This window comes from Microbacterium sp. ABR10 (assembly GCF_057812175.1).
In genome coordinates this window covers 3,559,231-3,577,887 of sequence record NZ_CM173821.1, presented here as the reverse complement: position 1 = coordinate 3,577,887, position 18,657 = coordinate 3,559,231, and the positions used below count along the sequence as shown (strand labels likewise).

At 69.7% G+C, this 18,657-nt stretch carries 16 protein-coding genes; 12 read left to right on the top strand and 4 right to left on the bottom strand.

Features of this window, described 5'->3' with window-relative positions; genetic code table 11:
* Nucleotides 1-94: 94 nt before the first annotated feature.
* Both ACXKZF_RS16510 and ACXKZF_RS16505 read left to right on the top strand, forming a co-directional pair.
* Nucleotides 95-2,968, top strand: coding sequence for a M14 family zinc carboxypeptidase (locus ACXKZF_RS16510; RefSeq protein ID WP_488984958.1), 2,874 nt, complete (start codon nucleotides 95-97; stop codon nucleotides 2,966-2,968).
* A 59-nt stretch (nucleotides 2,969-3,027) separates the two neighbouring features.
* Entirely contained in the window at nucleotides 3,028-3,621 is a 594-nt protein-coding gene (locus ACXKZF_RS16505) for a hypothetical protein (protein WP_488984957.1), read from the top strand.
* A 171-nt stretch (nucleotides 3,622-3,792) separates the two neighbouring features.
* Here ACXKZF_RS16505 and ACXKZF_RS16500 read toward each other — a convergent pair whose 3' ends face one another.
* Complete coding sequence (locus ACXKZF_RS16500) at nucleotides 3,793-4,695, bottom strand: LysR family transcriptional regulator (RefSeq protein WP_488984956.1); 903 nt, start codon at nucleotides 4,693-4,695, stop codon at nucleotides 3,793-3,795.
* A gap of 103 nt (nucleotides 4,696-4,798) precedes the next feature.
* On the opposite strand from ACXKZF_RS16500, the gene ACXKZF_RS16495 reads away from it, so the two are divergent.
* Both ACXKZF_RS16495 and ACXKZF_RS16490 read left to right on the top strand, forming a co-directional pair.
* The gene (locus ACXKZF_RS16495; protein ID WP_488984955.1) at nucleotides 4,799-6,178 is read left to right on the top strand and encodes an MFS transporter; all 1,380 of its coding nucleotides are present in this window, start codon (nucleotides 4,799-4,801) and stop codon (nucleotides 6,176-6,178) included.
* On the top strand, nucleotides 6,175-6,924 hold the full coding sequence (locus ACXKZF_RS16490) for a 3-hydroxybutyrate dehydrogenase (RefSeq protein ID WP_488984954.1): 750 nt from the start codon (nucleotides 6,175-6,177) through the stop codon (nucleotides 6,922-6,924). Before ACXKZF_RS16495 ends, ACXKZF_RS16490 begins: the two co-directional genes overlap by 4 nt.
* 44 nt (nucleotides 6,925-6,968) lie before the next feature.
* Here the strand turns inward: ACXKZF_RS16490 and ACXKZF_RS16485 are convergent, their stop codons facing one another.
* Nucleotides 6,969-8,087, bottom strand: coding sequence for a hypothetical protein (locus ACXKZF_RS16485; RefSeq protein ID WP_488984953.1), 1,119 nt, complete (start codon nucleotides 8,085-8,087; stop codon nucleotides 6,969-6,971).
* A 230-nt stretch (nucleotides 8,088-8,317) separates the two neighbouring features.
* Here ACXKZF_RS16485 and rpsF point away from each other — a divergent pair, with 230 nt between their 5' ends.
* From rpsF to ACXKZF_RS16450, 7 genes are all read left to right on the top strand, one after another.
* A complete protein-coding gene (gene rpsF, locus ACXKZF_RS16480) occupies nucleotides 8,318-8,710 on the top strand; it encodes a 30S ribosomal protein S6 (protein WP_013584644.1) in 393 nt (130 codons plus the stop codon).
* A gap of 5 nt (nucleotides 8,711-8,715) precedes the next feature.
* The gene (locus tag ACXKZF_RS16475; protein WP_488984952.1) at nucleotides 8,716-9,243 is read left to right on the top strand and encodes a single-stranded DNA-binding protein; all 528 of its coding nucleotides are present in this window, start codon (nucleotides 8,716-8,718) and stop codon (nucleotides 9,241-9,243) included.
* Between the two features lie 101 nt (nucleotides 9,244-9,344).
* The gene (rpsR, locus tag ACXKZF_RS16470) at nucleotides 9,345-9,599 is read left to right on the top strand and encodes a 30S ribosomal protein S18 (RefSeq protein ID WP_013584646.1); all 255 of its coding nucleotides are present in this window, start codon (nucleotides 9,345-9,347) and stop codon (nucleotides 9,597-9,599) included.
* Nucleotides 9,600-9,609: 10 nt separating this feature from the next.
* Nucleotides 9,610-10,062, top strand: coding sequence for a 50S ribosomal protein L9 (gene rplI / locus ACXKZF_RS16465; protein WP_055952614.1), 453 nt, complete (start codon nucleotides 9,610-9,612; stop codon nucleotides 10,060-10,062).
* Between the two features lie 354 nt (nucleotides 10,063-10,416).
* Entirely contained in the window at nucleotides 10,417-11,283 is an 867-nt protein-coding gene (locus ACXKZF_RS16460; protein ID WP_488984951.1) for an ABC transporter substrate-binding protein, read from the top strand.
* 5 nt (nucleotides 11,284-11,288) lie between these two features.
* Nucleotides 11,289-12,155, top strand: a complete 867-nt coding sequence (locus ACXKZF_RS16455; protein WP_488984950.1) for an amino acid ABC transporter permease — start codon at nucleotides 11,289-11,291, stop codon at nucleotides 12,153-12,155.
* Nucleotides 12,152-12,895: an amino acid ABC transporter ATP-binding protein gene (locus ACXKZF_RS16450; protein WP_488984949.1), complete on the top strand. Its 744-nt coding sequence runs from the start codon at nucleotides 12,152-12,154 to the stop codon at nucleotides 12,893-12,895. The genes ACXKZF_RS16455 and ACXKZF_RS16450 overlap by 4 nt, the downstream gene beginning before the upstream one ends.
* Before the next feature lie 380 nt (nucleotides 12,896-13,275).
* On the opposite strand, the gene ACXKZF_RS16445 is transcribed toward ACXKZF_RS16450, so the two are convergent.
* Both ACXKZF_RS16445 and ACXKZF_RS16440 read right to left on the bottom strand, forming a co-directional pair.
* Nucleotides 13,276-15,177 (bottom strand): chaplin family protein, encoded by a 1,902-nt coding sequence (locus ACXKZF_RS16445; RefSeq protein ID WP_488984948.1) that lies wholly within the window; start codon nucleotides 15,175-15,177, stop codon nucleotides 13,276-13,278.
* Between the two features lie 78 nt (nucleotides 15,178-15,255).
* Nucleotides 15,256-16,644 (bottom strand): hypothetical protein, encoded by a 1,389-nt coding sequence (locus tag ACXKZF_RS16440; protein ID WP_488984947.1) that lies wholly within the window; start codon nucleotides 16,642-16,644, stop codon nucleotides 15,256-15,258.
* A 615-nt stretch (nucleotides 16,645-17,259) separates the two neighbouring features.
* Here ACXKZF_RS16440 and dnaB point away from each other — a divergent pair.
* Complete coding sequence (gene dnaB / locus ACXKZF_RS16435) at nucleotides 17,260-18,627, top strand: replicative DNA helicase (RefSeq protein ID WP_055952596.1); 1,368 nt, start codon at nucleotides 17,260-17,262, stop codon at nucleotides 18,625-18,627.
* Nucleotides 18,628-18,657 lie beyond the last annotated feature (30 nt).

Sequence of the window (18,657 nt, the reverse complement as noted above, 5' to 3'; positions counted from 1 at the left end):
CATAGGTTTCTTTCAGGATCGGCCAACCGATCCGTCCCCCCCCTCGTCGCGCGAGAAGCTCCACGTCGCGCGACGCGAACCCCATGGAGACCCCGTGCAGAGACGCATCCTCGCGGGCACTGTCGTCTGCGGCCTCGCCGCGACCACCGTGTTCGCCGCCCTCCCGGCTTCGGCCGCGATGGTTCCCCCTTCGCTGAGTGTGGTGCGGCCCGTGTCGCCGCTGATCGACATGCCCACCAGCTACCCCGTTCAGCCCGAGCTGAAGGTGTTCCCCGACCTGCCCGAAGACGCATCGATCGCGCGCGGCGTGCGTCCCTACGACGAGATCGCGCCGTTCCTGAACACGCTCATGGACACCAGCGACCGCGTCTCGGCGCAGGTCGTCGGCACCTCGGCGCTGGGTCGCGACATCTACCTCGTGACCGTCACGACCCCCGAGACCACCGCGCAGACGGCGCAGCAGTCCGACTGGCGCGACCTCGTCAAGGCCGACCCGACGGCCGCCGCCGCGGATGCGACGCTGCAGAGCGAGTACAAGGTGCCGATGTGGTTCAACGGCAACATCCACGGCAACGAGTGGGAGGGCACCGACGCGACCCTCAACTACATCGAGGACCTCGCCACGTCCACCGATCCGGCCACGACCGAGATGCTCGACGATCACCGCATCTACTTCACGGTGACCAACAACCCCGACGGCCGTGCCCTCGGGCAGCGCGGAACCGCGAACGGCTACGACCCGAACCGCGACTTCATCACGGGCGCCACGGCCGAGGCATCCATCGTTCGCGACCTGGCGAGCGTCATCCAGCCGACGTACTTCATCGACCTGCACGGCTACACGGACGTGCTGCAGGTCGAGCCCTGCGGCCCCCCGCACGGTGAGAACTACGAATACGACCTCTTCGTGCCGCACGCTTACGCCACGGCGCTGGAGATCGAGGATGCCGTGACCGCGGCGAACATCCCCGGTAACACCTACTACGACCCGGCGACCGACAGCGTGACCGAGACCAACACCGGTTTCATCAACATCCCCTACCGTGACCAGCGGTCGGGGTGGGACGACTGGCCCCCGATCTTCGCGCCGCAGTACGTGGCGTACCAGGGCGCCATCACCAACACCGTCGAGCTGCCGCTGGGGCGTTCGGGCGACCAGCCCGCCCGCGCGAAGGTGAACATCGAGGTCGCGGAGGTCGTCATCGACACCGTCGTGGACTACGTCGACGAGCACAGCGATGCGCTGCTCGACAACCAGATCGAGATCTTCCGCCGCGGCGAGGCCGGCGAGCCCAGCCGCGAGATCCCCGCCGACGTCGCACCCGAGGACCTCGCCCCGGGCGTGCCCGCGGAGTGGACCGACATCTGGGATGAGACCGACATCTACAACGCCGACTTCCCGCGCGCGTACGTCATTCCCGTGGGCGGCGGTCAGCGTTCGGATTCCGATGCGCAGACGCTCGTGCAGCAGCTGCTGGTCAACGGCATCGAGGTGGAGCGTCTGACGACGGGCGCGCGCCTGAACGGCGTGGACTACCCGGCGGGCTCGTTCTACGTCGACATGCATCAGCCGCTCCGTGGCCTGGCGAATGTGCTCCTGGCCGACGGCTCCGACATCTCGGACCGCGTCCCCGACATGTACGACATCTCGGCGTGGAGCCTCTCGCTGCTCTGGGGTGCGGATGTCGCGCGCATCGGCGAGACCACCGACCCGGCGCCGACCACCGCGGTCGAGGCGGTCACCGAGGCCCCGCTGACGGGTTCCGTGCCCGCGGGCGCCGGCTCGCTGACGTTCGAGCCGCGGGGTGTGGCCGACTGGCAGGCGATCAACGCATTGCTCGCCGCGGGCGTCGCTCTATCGCAGCTGCCGGACGGCACGGTGGTCGTGGGGGCGGACGCCCGGTCACGCGATGCGGCCGCCCTGGCTGCCTCGGTGTTCGGTGTCGACTTCGAACTCGGCGGGGCGGCGGCGACCGACGCCACCGAGCTGCGCAGCGTGCGTATCGGATACGTCGGCGACGCGGGGGACCGCGATGCGCTGACCAAGCTCGGCTTCACCGGACTCGTTCCCGTGACCGCCGCCACCCTGGCCGCGGGTGAGGTCGACCTGTCCGCCGTCGACGTCCTCTACGTGGGAACCGGGCTCAGTTTCACGCCGGAGGAGCAGGCCGGCGCCGACCGGGTGACGGCCTTCATCGCGGACGGCAAGCCCGTCGTGGGTCGCGGCGCCGGCGGTGCCGCCTTCGTGAACACCTTCGTCGCACCGCTCACCGCGGTGACCGGCACCCGCGGATCGAACGGCATCGCCCAGGTCGAAACGCCGGCTGAGGGTGTGCTGGGCGACTACCCGCAGGACACCGCCTTCGGGTATCCGTTCGCGTGGTTCCCCGCCCCGGCGGCCGGAGTGACGATCGAGCAGCGGTACGCCGGCACCGACGCCTTCGTGGCGGGTCACTGGCGCAGCACTCCCGGCCAGTCGATCCAGGATGCCGCGGGCCAGGCGTCGGCGGTCTCGCTCACGGGTCCGTCCGGAACACGCGCCTTCGTGTTCGGCACGTCGCCGACCTTCCGCGCGCACCCGGTCGGCGCCTTCAGCGACATCGCCCGCGCGGTGTTCTGGGCAGCGGATGAGCCCGTGGTCATCGAGCCGACCCCGACCCCGACTCCGGAGCCGACCGTGGCGCCGACCCCGGAGCCGACGCCCGAGCCGACCGTGGCGCCGACGCCCGAGCCCACCCCGGAGCCGACCGTCGCACCGACGGCCGAGCCGACCGCGGCCCCCACGGCCGTACCGACGCTCGCGCCCACCGCCTCGGCGACTCCGGCTCCCGGCACCGGCTCGGGACCGCTCGCGCAGACCGGCGCCGCCGACGTGTCATCGCTGGGCTGGCTCGCGCTCGCCGCAGGCATGATCGGTGTCGGGCTGATCGTGATCGGTCGGACGCGCTCGAAGACCTCGACGCGCTGACCCCGCTCCGGGGAGGGGCACCCGCCCCTCCCCGGAGTCCCCCCTCTGGAGTTCCACCCATGACCCACCTCGAAGAGCCCTCGCAGACACCGGATGCCACGGCCTCCGACCCGGCATCCCCCCGTCCTCCCCGCCGAGCGGCGCTCGCCGTGGGTTCGGCCCTCGTCCTCGGCGGCGTCGCCCTGGCCATCTGGGCGGTGACCACGACGGGTTCGACCGCACCGGAGGCGCAGCCGACGTCTGCGGGAACCGTCTCGACTGCCTCGTCGCCTCCCGCGGCCGGAGCGTCGCCGGCGTCGGCGCCGGCGTCGGCGCCGGCGTCGGTGGCATCCACTCCCCCGTCGGTTTCGACGGAAGGCCCGGTCATCTCGGCTTTCTCCGTCGAACCGACGGTGGCCGCCTGTCCTGATGACCGCGCCAGCACCGTGCCGCTGACGTTCTCGTGGACCAGCGAGGGCGCCGAGCGGGCCTGGATCGGCGTCGCGACGAGCGACGCCTCGGTGCAACCCGCGGCCGAGGTCGACCTCAGCTCAGCCGGTTTCTCCGGCCTGGTCTTCGCGTGCAGCGACGCCGATCAGGTGTTCACCCTCGCGGTGCAGGGTGCCGGCGGCACCGTGAGCGAGACCATCGCGATCACGCGCGAGCTCGACTGATCCCTCGTGGCGCCCCTGCGCCGGGCCCGAGGTGACTGAGCACGTCGAAGCCAGCGGTCGGCGCGCGTGCGGTGCTGTCTCGTCCGGAACGGTGGGCGGGCTCAGCGTCCTCCCGCGCGGGAGAACCGGGCTCGAGGTGGCTGAGCCTGTCGAAGCCACCGGTCCACCGCCTCACACACCGTCGAGCATCTCCTTCGACCGCGCCGTCTGCTCACGCAGCGCCTCCGCCAGAGCGACCACCGCGGGGATGCGCAGCGAGTCGGCGCGCACGACCATCCAGTACGGCAAACGCTCGCTGACGATCTCGGGCAGCAACCGTACGAGGTCGTCGTGACGGTCGGCGGCGAAACAGGGCAGCATCCCGATCCCGGCGCCGGCGCAGGTCGCCTCGACCTGCACGAGCACGTTCGTCGAGGTCACTCCGTCGCGCATCCGCGGCACGACGCGACGCGGCAGGTCGAGCGCCTCCACCTGCAGCATCGCGTCGACGAAGTAGACGAGGCGGTGGCGCTGCAGATCCTCCAGGTCCCGGGGGCTCCCGTGCGTCGACAGGTACGCGCGTGAGGCGTACATGCCGAGCGTGTACGGCCCGAGCTCCACGCTCGACCCCCGAGTGGTCTGCGGCTGCCCCACCACCACCTCGAGGTCGAGCCCCGGCCTGTGCAGAGAGGCGCGCCGCTGGGCGGCGACGATCTCGACAGACAGATCCGGATGCCGCTCGCGCAGACGCGCGATCGCGGGGGCGGCGATGAAGGCGCTGAAGCCGTCGGTCGCCGACATGCGGACGACGCCTGACACCGGATCGGGCTCCTCTCCCCCGGCCGCGAGCTGCGACATGGCCGCTTCGATGCGTCCGGCCGTCTCGGCGGCATGCTGGCCGAGGGCGGTGAGCTCCCACCCACGGCCGGACTGCGTGACCACCCGGCCGCCCAGCGCCTCCTCCAGCGCGCCGATCCGGCGCGCCACCGTCGTGTGGTCCACCGCGCGCAGCTGCGCGGCGGCGGTGTAGCGGCCGGTGCGCGCGACCGCCAGCAGAGTGAGCAGGTCGTCGGCGCGGACGGTATCGGCATCCATTCTGCAATTCTGCACACTCGCGTCGTGCAACTGGGCATTGCCGCAGTGCGTGCACCCGCCCAGACTGACGTGCGGATGTCACCGCCGACACCGAAGGAGCGTCATGGATTCCCCCACCCGCGCACGTCAGAGCGCTGAGCCCCCCACGAACCGGATCCGCCGGGTCGTCGCCGCCTCCATGGCCGGCACGGTCGTGGAGTGGTACGAGTTCTTCCTCTACGCCACCGCCGCCAGCCTCGTGTTCGGCACATTCTTCTTCCCGTCGTCGGGCTCACAGCTCGACGGCATCATCGCCGCCTTCGTCACCTACGCCGTCGGCTTCGTTGCGCGACCGCTGGGCGGGATCGTGTTCGGCCAGATCGGCGACCGGTTCGGCCGCAAGCCCACGCTGCAGGCGACGATCATCATCGTCGGTGCCGCGACGTTCCTCATGGGATGCCTTCCCGGCTTCGCGAGCGTCGGCTACTGGGCCCCCGCGATGCTCGTCGCCCTGCGGTTCATCCAGGGCTTCGCCGTCGGAGGGGAGTGGGGCGGCGCCGTGCTGCTGGTCGCCGAGCAGAGCCCCGACCGTCGCCGCGCGTTCTGGTCGAGCTGGCCGCAGGCCGCTGTGCCCGTCGGCAACCTGCTGGCCACCCTCGTGCTGCTGATCACCTCGTTCGTTCTCAGCCCGGCCGCGTTCCTCGACTGGGGCTGGCGCATCGCCTTCTGGCTCTCGGCCGTGATCGTGCTGGTCGGCTTCTGGATCCGCCGTCACGTCGAAGAGGCGCCGATCTTCCTCGAGGCCAAGGCGCAGGTCGAGCAGGAAAAGGCGACCTCGTTCGGTGTCGTCGAAGTGCTGCGCCGCTACCCCAAGGGCGTCGTGCAGGCGATGGGCGTCCGCTTCGCGGAGAACATCGTCTACTACATCGTCGTCAGCTTCTCGATCGTCTACCTCAAGGTCGTGCACTCCTACGACACCAGTCAGCTGCTGCTCGCACTTCTCATCGCCCACGTCGTGCACTTCGCCGTGATCCCGCCGCTCGGCCGGCTCGCCGACCGCGTCGGACGCCGCCCGGTGTACCTCGCGGGCGCGATCCTCAGCGCGACCTGGGCTTTCTTCGCCTTCCCGATGTTCGACACGCTCAACCCCGTGATGATCGTGCTCGCCGTGACGATCGGCCTGGTGTTCCACGCCGGCATGTACGCCCCACAGCCCGCCGTCATGGCCGAGCTGTTCCCGACGCGCATGCGCTACTCGGGCGTCTCTCTCGGCGCCCAGGTGACGGCGATCCTCGCGGGTTCCCTCGCTCCGATCCTCGCGACGCAATGGCTGCGCGATTTCGGCTCGTGGCTACCGATTGCGCTCTACATCGTCGCGGCGTGCATCGTCACCTCGATCGCTGTGCTGTCGTTGAAGGAGACACGCGGGATCTCGCTGCGGGACATCGACGCCGCCGACGCGGCGCGTACGGCCGACCGCGTGGGAGCGAAGGGATCCGCATGAGCACCGACCTGACCGGCCGTCGCGCCCTCGTCACCGGGGGAGCGAGCGGTATCGGCGAAGCGATCGCGCGCGCGTTCGCGGGCGCCGGGGCCGAGGTCACCGTCGCCGACCTGAACGCCGAGGGCGCCGAACGCGTGGCCGCCGACATCGGCGGTCGCCCGTGGGTCGTCGACCTGTCCGACACTGCGGCGCTGCATGAGCTCAGCCTCGACGTGGACATCCTCGTCAACAACGCCGGCATCCAGCACGTCAGCCCCATCGAGCAGTTCGACCCCGAGCGTTTCTCGTTCATGCTCCGGCTCATGCTGGAGGCGCCGTTCCTCCTCATTCGCGCAGCACTGCCGGGAATGTACGAGCGCGGCTTCGGGCGCGTGCTCAACGTCTCGAGCGTGCACGGCATCCGCGCGTCGGCGTTCAAGTCGGCGTATGTCACCGCGAAGCACGGCCTTGAGGGCCTCTCGAAAACAACCGCGCTCGAGGGCGGCCCGCACGGCGTGACGAGCGTGTGCATCGACCCGGGATACGTGCGCTCGCCGCTTGTCGAAAAGCAGATCGCCGATCAGGCCCGCGCGCACGGCATCGCCGAGGAGGAGGTGCTCGAGACGATCCTCTTGCAGGATGCCGCGATCAAACGTCTCGTCGAGCCGTCCGAGGTCGCGTCGCTGGCGCTCTGGCTGGCGGGACCGGATGCCGCGATGGTCACCGGCGCGAGCTACACGATGGACGGCGGGTGGTCGGCGCACTGACGCGTCGCGCGGGGTCGGGACCGCGCTTGTCGAAGTGCGCGGGGTCAGGACCCCAGCACGTCGAACACGATGGTGAAGAGCCACCACGCGCCGATTGCGACGGCGACCAGCACGGTCACCCACGAGAAGCCTCGTCGTAGGCGTCGTCCTGGTGCTGCGACGCCGACCGGGGGAGGGGTGAGCAGCGCCGCCGGTTCGGTCGACGCCCCCGGCACTCCGGATGCCACCGCGCCCGCGGTGGGGGCTGCGGCCAGGCGCTCGTCTCGCCACCGCGCCCACTGCGCGAGTTTGTCGTCGAGCGCGCCCACGGTCGACATCACCCACTGCCAGGTCGCGGGGTCGAGCGTCGACAGGTCGCGCCGGGAGTAGAGGAACAGCCATTCGTCGACGATCTCGACGTCGAGCTGCGCGGCGTTGTCGATGAAACGGGCCATGACATCGGGCGTGAACAGGTAGAGGGCGTCACGCTCGTACCCTTCGGGGCAGTACAGCGCGAAGTGCTGATCGAAGTCGCCCTCGAGGCTCAGACGTTGCCCACGCCCGAAGCTGACCGGCAGATTGGAGCCGCCGAACAGACCGTTGTTGCCCACGGCATCCAGCACGATGTGGGGGAGCGGAGTGTCGAGGCGGAGCGCGGCATAACCCCACCGGTGGGTCTGCTTGTTCTTACCCGAGCCGGTTTCGTAGCGGTAGTTGGCGACCTCGATGAAACGCGGATGCTCCCGGCGCATGAGATCGTGCGTGCCCCGGTCGTTGCCGATGCCGAAGATCATGCCCGGGAGCGGGGGATTCGTGTATCCCGGATGCCAGGTCATGCCGTTCGCGCGCGCGAAGCGGTCGAGCCGGTAGCGACGGACGGCCGAGCCGCGTAAGCCGCGCACGATCGCCACGGCGACGACCGCGACGATGGCGAGGATCACGAGGAAGGGCAGGGCAATGAGGGGGTTGCCGCTGCTCTCGGTGAACACTGCGACGACAACGGAGAAGAAGAGCGGGACGCCGATGAGGGCGAACGCGAGTCCCACGATGACGAGGATCACCACTGACACGGTGCGGCCCCGCAGCGCGCCCCGCTGCCGCAGCTCCGCGGTGAACGCACGTACCGCCGCCTTGTCGACGGGCTCGGTCAGCGGCGCGGTGTCGAGCGCTGCAGGTGTCGTCATGTGTCGCCTCCCCGTTCGACCGTATCGGGAGCGTCGGACATCGGGGAGGGGGAGCGCAGGCGTTCCCGCCCCGTCGCTGCGGCCGGGGAAACGCCGACGCATGGCATCCGCTAGACTACGAAGGTTGTCCGGCGACGCCCATGCGCGTGTGAGCCCGTGACGACGTGCACCACACCCTCCTGCTGCCGGGAAATGCCCGTCAGCCGTTCTAGTCCGAAGGAGGTGGGTTAGTGACGCACCAGTACGAACTCATGGTCATCTTCGATCCCGAGGTCGACGAGCGCCAGGTCGCTCCGAAGCTCGACGGATTCCTCAAGGTCATCACGGCCGATGGAGGAACCATCGACAAGGTCGACATCTGGGGCCGCCGTCGTCTCGCCTACGAGATCCGCAAGAAGAACGAGGGCATCTACGCCGTCGTCAACTTCGTCGCGACCAGCGAGGCCACGAACGAGCTCGACCGTCAGCTGAAGCTGAACGAGCAGATCATGCGCACCAAGGTCCTGCGCGCCGAAGAAGCGATCGCTCAGGTCGCCGCCGAGGCCAAGCGCTCCGAGGAGAAGGCTGCCCGCAAGGCCGCCGCTCCCCGCAAGGTCGAGTCCGCCGAGAAGGCTGCGAAGTAACGACGATGGCCGGCGAAACCGTCATCACCGTCGTGGGCAACCTCACCGCCGACCCCGAGCTGCGTTACACGCAGAACGGTCTGCCGGTGGCGAACTTCACGATCGCGTCGACCCCCCGCACGTTCGACCGTCAGGCGAACGAGTGGAAGGACGGCGAGGCGCTCTTCCTGCGCGCCTCGGTGTGGCGCGAGTTCGCCGAGCACGTCGCCGGTTCGCTGACGAAGGGCAGCCGTGTCATCGCGACCGGTCGCCTCAAGCAGCGTTCGTACCAGGACCGTGAGGGAAACAACCGCACCTCCATCGAACTCGAAGTCGATGAGATCGGTCCCTCGCTCCGCTACGCGACCGCCCAGGTCACCCGTGCCGCTTCCGGCGGCGGTGGTGGCGGCGGTGGCGGTCAGCGCCCGCAGGTGCAGCAGTCGAACGACGAGCCGTGGTCGACCCCCGGCTCGGACAACGGCGGCGGCAACAACAACAGCGGCGCCGACGCGTGGAGCACTCCCGGTTCCTACGGAGACGACACCCCGTTCTGATCTTCGCTGCGCCTCACGGCGCGACGACCCCTGAAATTCCGGATGCCATGCCCCGGTCCGCGTGACCGGCTCGGCATCCGAACCACACGAAAGAAGGAAGCATGGCTGGCAAGGCCACTGGCGACCGCCGCAAGCCGCGGAAGGGCGCGAAGAACGCAGCCCCCGCGAAGGCGATCCGCGTCGGCGTCATCGACTACAAGGACGTCGCAACCCTCCGCAAGTTCATCTCGGAGCGCGGGAAGATCCGCGCCCGTCGTATCACCGGTGTCTCCGTGCAGGAGCAGCGCCTGATCGCCCGCGCCATCAAGAACGCGCGCGAGATGGCTCTCCTGCCCTACGCCGGCGCCGGCCGCTAAGGAGCACCCGATGGCAAAGCTGATTCTCACGAATGAGGTCACCGGGCTCGGTAGCGCCGGTGACGTTGTCGAGGTCAAGAGCGGGTACGCCCGCAACTACCTCATCCCGCAGGGCTTCGCCGTGGCTTGGAGCCGCGGTGGCGAGAAGCAGGTCGCGTCGATCCGCGCGGCCCGCGAGTCCCGTGCGATCCACGACCACGAAGACGCCGTGGCCCTGAAGAACTCGCTCGAGTCGAACACCGTCAAGCTGGCCGTCAAGGCCGGCAACGAGGGTCGCCTCTTCGGTTCGGTCAAGACCGCCGATGTCGCCGACGCCGTCAAGGCTGCCGGTCTCGGCGAGCTCGACAAGCGCAAGATCCAGATCACCTCTTCGATCAAGTCGGTCGGCGAGCACGAGGCGACCGTTCGCCTGCGTGACGACGTCACGGCCGTGATCACCCTCCAGGTGGTCGCCGCGAAGTAATTCGCAGCACTCTCGAGAACGGCCCCGTTCCTGCTTCGGCAGGGCGGGGCCGTTCCGCGTCTCCGCCGGGGGTGCCGGCTTGCGTTGGGGCGGCTTTTCAGGGGTTTGGGGCGCGTTTGGTGCCTTTGGGGCGTCTTTTGTCCGCCCCGAAGCGCGGAACCCGCCCCAAACCGGGGGAGCGGTGGCCGTCATGCGAGGAACCCGCCCCAAACCGGGGGAGCGGTAGCCGCCATGCGAGGACCCCGCCGCGTGTCGCCGGGTTTCTCCGCAGACGGCCGCAGCCCCGCCGAGTAGGTACCATGTGCTCCACACAGCACTCCGGGGATGCCCCCGATACGTCCACGAGGAGACATCGTGACCGCTTTCGCACGCCTGCGCCGCGCCGCCGCCCTGACCGCCGTGGCCGCCGCCACGGTCGTCTCGCTCACCGCCTGCGCCTTCGCCCCGACCGGCTCCGACGCCGGTGACGCCCCCGCCTCCGAGGGCGCGCTGCAGACCGTCACCGCCGGCAAGCTCACCATCGCCACGGGCGAGCCCGCGTTCTCGCCATGGGTCGAGAACGACGACCCCGCCTCGGGCGAGGGCTTCGAAGCGGCCGTGGCCGACGCCGTGGCCACGCAGCTCGGCTTCTCGAAGGATGACGTCGTGTGGGTGCGCTCCACGTTCGACAGCGCCATCGCTCCGGGCCCGAAGGACTGGGACCTCAACGTGCAGCAGTTCTCGATCACCGACGAGCGCAAGAACGCCGTCGACTTCTCGTCGCCGTACTACACGACCACGCAGGCCGTTGTGACGACCGGGTCGTCGCCCGCTGCGTCTGCCACTGCTGTCGACGAGCTGAAGAACATCCCGGTCGGCGTGATGAGCGCCACGACCAGCTACCAGGTCGCCGAAGACCAGCTCGGCACCGCCAACCTCAGCGTCTACAACTCCAACGACGACGCCGTCGCCGCTCTCCAGGCGGGCCAGGTCGACGCGATCATCGTCGACCTCCCCACCGCGTTCTACCTCGCCGGTGCCGTGCTCGACGACGGCAAGGTCGTGGGCCAGCTGCCCGACTCCTCGGTCGGCGGTGACGAGCTCGCGTTCGTGCTGCCCAAAGACTCGGCGCTGACCACCGCGGTCAGCGAGGCCGTCGACGCTCTGCGCGCGGACGGCACGCTCGACGAGCTGCAGCAGACGTGGCTCGGCGGCACGGCCGCCGCTCCCGTGCTGAAGTAACAGCCGTGGCATCCACCCCCCTCGATGCCGAGTGGCGTCCGAGCGAGCTCGAACTCGGTCGGCGTCTCGAGCGGCGTCGGCAGTCGATGACGTCCGTGCTGATCGCGTTCGTCAGCTCCGTTGTCTTCGTCGTCGTGGTGGGGTGGGCGGTACTCTCCAGCCCCGGCTGGGAGGACGTTCGCCGCAGCTTCTTCGACATCGACATCGCGATCGCGAGCTTCCCGTCGATCCTCGTCGGGCTGTGGCTGAACATCCAGGTGCTGTTCGTCGCGGCGTTCGCTGTGGCGATCCTCGGAACGACGCTCGCGGTGCTGCGGTCGCTGCGGGGACCCGTCTTCTTCCCGCTGCGCGCCCTGGCCACGGTGTACACCGACCTGTTCCGCGGCATCCCGCTGCTCATCGTGCTGTACCTCGTGGGCTTCGGCCTGCCCGCGCTGGGCATCTTCGGACGTGTGCCGGTCGTGCTGTGGGGAACGATCGCGATCGTGCTGACCTACTCGGCGTACGTCGCCGAAGTGCTGCGCGCGGGCATGGAGGCCGTGCATCCCTCGCAGCGGGTCGCCGCCCGCTCGATGGGCCTCACGCACGGACAGACGCTGCGCATCGTCGTCATCCCGCAGGGCGTGCGCAAGGTCATCCCGGCGCTGATGAACGACTTCGTGTCGATGCAGAAGGATGTCGGGCTCATCTCGGTCCTTGGAGCGGTGGATGCCGTGCGCGCAGCGCAGATCGCCGCGGCCGAGTACTACAACTTCACGCCGTACGTCGTGTCGGCGCTGCTGTTCGTGGCCATGGCGCTCCCGATGATCCGGCTCACCGACTACGTCTCGGCGCGGCTGGCGAAGCGCGAGCAGACGGGCGGGGTCGTGTGAGCGTGCTCGACGTCCGCAGCGTTCGCAAGACCTTCGGCGACCACGTGGTGCTCGACGGCATCGACCTCGCGATCGACCAGCACGAGGTCGTCGTGCTCATCGGCGCGTCGGGGTCGGGCAAGTCGACGCTGTTGCGCACCATCAATCTCATCGAGCGTGTCGACGACGGCCAGATCCTGCTGAACGGCGACGATCTGACCGATCCCACCATCGACGAGGACTCCGCCCGTGCACGCATCGGCGTGGTCTTCCAGCACTTCAACCTCTTCCCGCACCTGCGTGTGATCGACAACGTCACGCTCGCCGCGCGCAAAGTGCACCGGATGCCGAAACCCGACGCCTACGCCCGCGGCACCGAACTGCTCGAGCAGCTCGGCCTCGGGGCCAAGGCGCGGGAGTTCCCCGACCGTCTCTCCGGCGGCCAGCAGCAGCGCGTCGCGATCGTGCGCGCGGTGATGACCGATCCCGAGCTGCTGCTGCTCGACGAGATCACGTCAGCGCTGGATCCGCAGCTCGTCGGCGAGGTGCTCGACCTGGTGCGGGTACTACGCGACCGCGGGTCGACCATGCTCATGGCGACGCACGAGATGTCGTTCGCTCGTGAGGTGGCCGACCGTATCGTCTTCCTGAAGAACGGACGCGTCGTCGAGCAGGGCACGCCCGCCCAGATCCTCGACGCCCCGCAGCATACCGACACCATCGCCTTCCTCGAGCGCGAGCGTCGCGGCGGCGCGCTGTAGGACCGGGCTCCCGGGTCGGGGGTGGCTTCGACAGGCTCAGCCACCACGTGTCAGCGCTCTCTGTGCGGCGGAGGTGCCTGAGCCTGTCGAAGGGGCCGGACCCGTCGCTGCCCCGCGTGCTCGCGGAGGTCCCTGAGGCTGTCGAAGGGACGGCACCCGTCATTGAGTCGGGTGTCCGCAGAGGTCCCTGAGCTTGTCGAAGGGGCCGGACCCGTCGCTGCCCCGCGTGCTCGCGAAGGTCCCTGAGCTTGTCGAAGGGGCCGGTACACCGTGGATGTCCCGACACCCCGGGCGCGCCACGACACCGGATGCCGCCCCCAATAGCCGGCATCCGGTGTCGCCTGCCGGGGAGGGGTCACCCCCTCCCCGGGGTCAGTGCGTCAGACGGTTGCGCGGTGACGACGCAGCAGCAGCAGCGCGCCTCCCAACACGAGGGCCAGCAGACCCGCCAGGCCGAGGCCGGCGGCCGCCGATCCGTCAGCTCCTGTGACCGCAAGCGTCTTACCGGTGCCCGAGCGTGTGCTCGTGCCCGAGGCGACGGGTGACGCGACCGAGTACGACGTGGACGAGACCGACGCGGTGGAGCCCATCACCGGAGTGGTGGTGCCGGACGTTCCGGGGGTCCCCGGTGTTCCGGGGTTGTCGGGCGTTCCGGTGTTGCCGGGGGTACCGGGCGTTCCAGGGTTACCGGGTGTTCCGGGTGTTCCGGGTGTTCCGGGGGTTCCGGGGGTTCCAGGCGTTCCGGGCTGACCGGGGTTGCCGGGCGTTCCGGGGTTGCCGGGGGTACCGGGCGTTCCAGGGTTACCGGGCGTTCCGGGTGTTCCGGGGTGGCCGGGTGTTCCGGGCGTGCCGGGCGTGCCGGGCGTTCCAGGGTTCCCAGGCATCCCAGGCGTTCCGGGGGTGCCGGGCGTTCCGGGGGTGCCGGGCGTACCGGGGTTGCCCGGCGTACCGGGGTTGCCCGGCGTCCCAGGCGTGCCCGGGTGACCGGGCGTCCCCGGGGTCCCGGGCGTTCCCGTACTCGAACCGTCCGTGGTGCTGTCACCGATCACCGACACGGCGTTGCCGCCGATGGTGACGGGCAGGCTGATCGGGACGATCAGCTGGTTGCCGCCGAGGAGGCTGTCGCTCCCGTCGGTCGAGATACCACCCAACAGGCCGCCCGAGGTGCCGCCGGTGGTGGTGGCATCCTTCGAGGTGCTGTCGCCGATCACCGAGACGGCGTTCCCGCCGATGGTGACGGGCACGGAGATCGGCAGGACCGCCTGGTTGCCGCCGAGGATGCTGCCGCTTCCGTCGGTGGTCACGTCGCCGATTGCCGCAGCGGAGGTTCCGCCGGTGGTGGTGGCGCCTTCGGTGGAGCTGTCACCGATCACGGACACGGCGTTCCCGCTGATGGTGACGGGCAGCGAGATCGGGGCGACGAGCTGGTTGCCGCCGAGCAGGCTGTCGGTGCCGTCGGTCGTAACGTCGCTGCCGGTGCTCGGGTGGGCGGAGCCGCCGATGGTGGTGGCGTCCTTCGAGGTGCTGTCGCCGATTACCGAGACGGCGTTCCCGCCAATGGTGACGGGCAGTGACACCGGCAGGACGGCCTGGTTGCCGCCGATGATGCTGCCGGACCCGTCCGTGGAGACGTCGCCTGTGCTCGGGTGGCCGGAGCCGCCCGTGCCGCCCGTGGTCGTGGCATCCGAGGTGTGGCTGTCGCCGATCACCGAGACGGCGTTCCCGCCGATGGTGACGGGCACCTCAACCGGTACGACGGCCTGGTTGCCGCCGAGCAGGCTGTCCGACCCGTCAGTCGAGACATCTCCGCCCGAGCCGGACCCGGACGATCCGCCCGTGGTCGTGGCATCCGAGGTCGTGCTGTCGCCGATCACCGAGACGGCGTTGCCGCCGACGGTGACGGGCACCGAGACCGGCACGACGGCCTGGTTGCCGCCGAGCAGGCTGTCCGACCCGTCAGTGGTCACGTCGCCACCCGAGCTGGAGCCGCCTCTGTCGTGGCCGGAGCCGCCGTGCCCGGAGCCGCCCTCCGTCGAGCCGTCGTGGCCCGCGCCCGACGATCCGCCGGAGGTGGTGGCGTCCGAGGTGTGGCTGTCGCCGATCACCGAGACGGCGTTGCCGCCGACGGTGACGGGCAGGTCGACCGAGACGAGGGCCTGGTCGCCCGAGAGCAGTCCGCCTGCTCCCGAGGTGTCTGCGGCGTTCGCAATGCCGCATCCGAGAACGGCCAAGCCGCTCCCGACGAGCGCGCCCCAGAGGGCACGCGAGTAGAACTTGCGCATGAGAGTTTCTCCTGTAGATGAGTGAGGGTGCGCGAACGCGCGGGGTCGTCAGCCGTGCAGAGCACGGCGCGACCGGCCTCAGTCAGGAGAAGCGTCGGTGTCGTAGACGGGAATGCCGGGGAGGTCGTCGTCGACGTCGCCCCCGCGAGTGAGAAGTGCCAGCGCGAACGAGAACGCGTCGTGGTCGGCGGTGGCGGCGGTCGTTCCTGCGATTCCCGAACCCGCGGATGCCGAGGATCCCGCGCCGGTGCTCACTCCGAGCGCTGCGGGAGCGGCGTCCTCAGACTCGACCGGGGCAGCGGGCGCCTCGGTGGTGGAGGGGATGGATGCCGGGGCCACGGCCTCGAAGTAGTGCGCGACCTCCGCAACCGCTATCTCCACGCGTGTCGTCGGGGCCGGGGCGGAGACGGCGGGCAACGGGGGAGCGGTGACCGTCTTGGTCGCCTCCGTTACGGCCGGCGCCGTAATGCCCGAGGGGGCTGCCGGCGGCGTCACGGGGGGAGCCGTGACGCCGGGTGCAGGGGAGAGCACCTCGCCGCCGCCGCTGGGGAGCGACGGGACGACCGGAGCGATCTCGGGCGCCGTACCGACGACGACCGGGAGCGTTTCGTCGACGGCCCCGGCCACGCCGGTGACGACGCCACCCAGGCCGGTCTGCTCGACGACGGGACCGACGATGGGAAGGGATTCGGCGGTGTCGACGACCGGGTCGACGATCGCGCCCACGACGCCCGAGGAGGCGACGTCGGTCACGACGTCGGCCACGACACCGACCGTGCCGCCCACGAGCGTGTTGGCGGTGTCGACGAGGGCAGGGGCTGTGTCGGTGACGACTCCGGCAACGGGGGAGACGAGCTGCGCCACGGGGGCCGTGACGGCCTCGGCGACGGGTGCGACCGTCTCGGCGACGACCCCACCGGCCGGCGTGACGACATTGGCGGCGACCGGCTCGATGACGGCGGCGGCGACCGGCTCCACGACTCCGGTCGCGACGGGCTCGACGACCTCGGAGACGACGGGTTCCGCGACCTGGGTGACGACGGGTTCCACGACCGCTGTGGCTACCGGTTCCGCGACGGCGACTACTGGTTTCGCGACGGTGGCGACCGGTTCGGTGACGGCCTGGGCAGCCGGCTCGAGGGCGCTGGTGACAGGATCGACGGCCTTGGTGACCGGCTCGACCGCGCGGGCGACCGGCTCCGCAGTCTGAGCCTCCGGCCGCGCGGTGTCACTGGCCACCGGCTCTGAGACGGTGTTCGCGACCGGCTCCACAACGGCAGTAGCGACCGGCTCGACGACGTCCCCGGCGGTGTCGGTCACGCCGTTCACCGTCGAGCCGACGGCCCCCAGCAGACCCGACCCGGAGTCGTCAGCGGAGGCCGACGTCGCGCTGGCGAAGAGCGAGAGCACCGCAATGGCGAGGGCCATGAGCACGCCGCACAGGAACACGCGCAGAGTGCGCGGCATCCCCGTCCTCAGCGTGGCATCCATGATTCGCCCCCCAAAGGTGAATCGTCGGTGACTCAGGTCGGCGACGATACGCCTGGATCCGCGCGGGCGAAAGAGGGCGGGTGAACTGTCAGTAGTGGGTACGTAACGAGATGGTGGCGGGGCGACACGCCCAGGCGTCGGAAGATTTGACATGGGATGCCGTCCGTCGGTACGCCGCCGCCGAGTTATCCCCCGAGTTGTACACATGCGTTTGTCAAGTCGAGGAACCTTCAAGGGCTACTTCAACCGGGATTTCCCCACACAACCTGTGGACAAATAAACGCCAGGTGAGGGTGCATATATTACGTCGAATCCACAGTCATCCACCGACTTGTCCACAGGAGTTGTGCACAGAGACTGCGGCGTTTCCCGCACACTCTCCACAGAGTTATCCACAGGCACATTTGCGTGGGTCGAGGGTGGTATCTACCGTGGGGGCAGCCCCTCGGGCATCCCTGTCACCCTGCCGCGCGCGTCGATGTCGGACGTCGGTGATCAGATGCTCCCGAGGTCGTTCCACCTCTCGCCATCGCATCCTTCGCGCGCGCGTGAGGGGGGCGCAGGGGCGGCCCGAGAGCAGAAGGAGAGCCCGTGTCGATCGCTGACATCGCCGAGGAGCGTCTCGGAAAAGCACCGCGTCCCGAGCGCACGCCCCCGCACGACATCCTCGCCGAGCAGAGCGCTCTGGGCGGCATGCTGCTGTCGAAGGATGCGGTGGCCGATGTCATCGAAACGCTCCGCGGCGGCGACTTCTACGTGCCGAAGCACGAGTTGATCTTCGAGGCCATCCTCACCCTCTACTCGCACGGTGAGCCGACCGACGTCGTCGCCGTGACCGACGAGCTCATCAAGACCGGCGAGCTTCAGCGCGCCGGGGGAGCGGACTACCTCCACACGCTCACCTCGATCGTGCCCACGGCCGCCAACGCGGGCTACTACGCCTCGATCGTCGCCGAGCGCGCGCTGCTGCGTCGCTTGGTCGAGGCCGGCACGCGCATCGTGCAGATGGGCTACGCCGGCGAGGGCGACCCGGTCGATCTCGTCAACAGCGCCCAGGCCGAGATCTACAACGTCTCGGGCGACGACAGCGCCGACGACTACATCCCCCTGACGATGGCGGTGGATGCCGCGGTCGAAGAGATCGAGGCCGCTCGCGGTCGCGACGGGTCGATGACCGGCATCCCCACCGGCTTCGCCGGTCTCGACCAGCTCACCAACGGTCTGCACCCGGGCCAGATGATCGTGCTCGCCGCGCGCCCCGCCATGGGTAAGTCGACGCTCGCGCTCGACTTCGCCCGCGCGGCCGCTATCAAGTCGAACGCGCCGTGCATCTTCTTCTCGCTCGAGATGGGTCGCTCCGAGATCGCCATGCGCCTCCTCAGCGCCGAGGGCTCGATCCCCCTCCAGAGCATGCGCAAGGGAACGCTCGACTCGCGCGACTGGACCACCGTCGCCTCCACGCGCGGTCGCATCAACGACGCCCCCCTCTACATCGACGACAGCCCCAACATGACGCTGGTCGAGATCCGGGCGAAGTGCCGCCGGTTGAAGCAGCGCGAGGGTCTGAAGATGGTCGTCATCGACTACCTGCAGCTGCTCACGAGCGGTAAGCGCGTCGAGTCCCGTCAGCAGGAGGTCAGCGAGTTCTCGCGTGCGCTGAAGCTGATGGCGAAGGAGCTGCAGGTTCCCGTCATCGCCCTCTCGCAGCTGAACCGTGGCGCCGAACAGCGCGCCGACAAGAAGCCAGCGCTTTCCGACCTGCGTGAGTCGGGCTCGATCGAGCAGGATGCCGACATGGTGGTGCTGCTGCATCGCGAGGCCGCGTACGAGAAGGACTCGCCGCGCGCGGGCGAGGCGGACTTGATCGTGGCAAAGCACCGAAACGGGCCCACGGACACGATCACGGTGGCGTTCCAGGGGCACTATTCGCGGTTCGCGGATATGGCGCCGGGGATGTAACGCAGTTGATCTGACATCAGGACGGGCGGA

Bases quoted from the DNA above. Each gene is read 5' to 3' on its own strand.
- ACXKZF_RS16440 (WP_488984947.1), bottom strand. From the start codon at position 16,644: ATGCCGCGCACTCTGCGCGTGTTCCTGTGCGGCGTGCTCATGGCCCTC.
- ACXKZF_RS16490 (WP_488984954.1), top strand. From the start codon at position 6,175: ATGAGCACCGACCTGACCGGCCGTCGCGCCCTCGTCACCGGGGGAGCG.
- ACXKZF_RS16495 (WP_488984955.1), top strand. From the start codon at position 4,799: ATGGATTCCCCCACCCGCGCACGTCAGAGCGCTGAGCCCCCCACGAAC.
- ACXKZF_RS16500 (WP_488984956.1), bottom strand. From the start codon at position 4,695: ATGGATGCCGATACCGTCCGCGCCGACGACCTGCTCACTCTGCTGGCG.
- ACXKZF_RS16475 (WP_488984952.1), top strand. From the start codon at position 8,716: ATGGCCGGCGAAACCGTCATCACCGTCGTGGGCAACCTCACCGCCGAC.
- rpsR (WP_013584646.1), top strand. From the start codon at position 9,345: ATGGCTGGCAAGGCCACTGGCGACCGCCGCAAGCCGCGGAAGGGCGCG.
- ACXKZF_RS16485 (WP_488984953.1), bottom strand. From the start codon at position 8,087: ATGACGACACCTGCAGCGCTCGACACCGCGCCGCTGACCGAGCCCGTC.
- ACXKZF_RS16505 (WP_488984957.1), top strand. From the start codon at position 3,028: ATGACCCACCTCGAAGAGCCCTCGCAGACACCGGATGCCACGGCCTCC.
- ACXKZF_RS16445 (WP_488984948.1), bottom strand. From the start codon at position 15,177: ATGCGCAAGTTCTACTCGCGTGCCCTCTGGGGCGCGCTCGTCGGGAGC.
- rplI (WP_055952614.1), top strand. From the start codon at position 9,610: ATGGCAAAGCTGATTCTCACGAATGAGGTCACCGGGCTCGGTAGCGCC.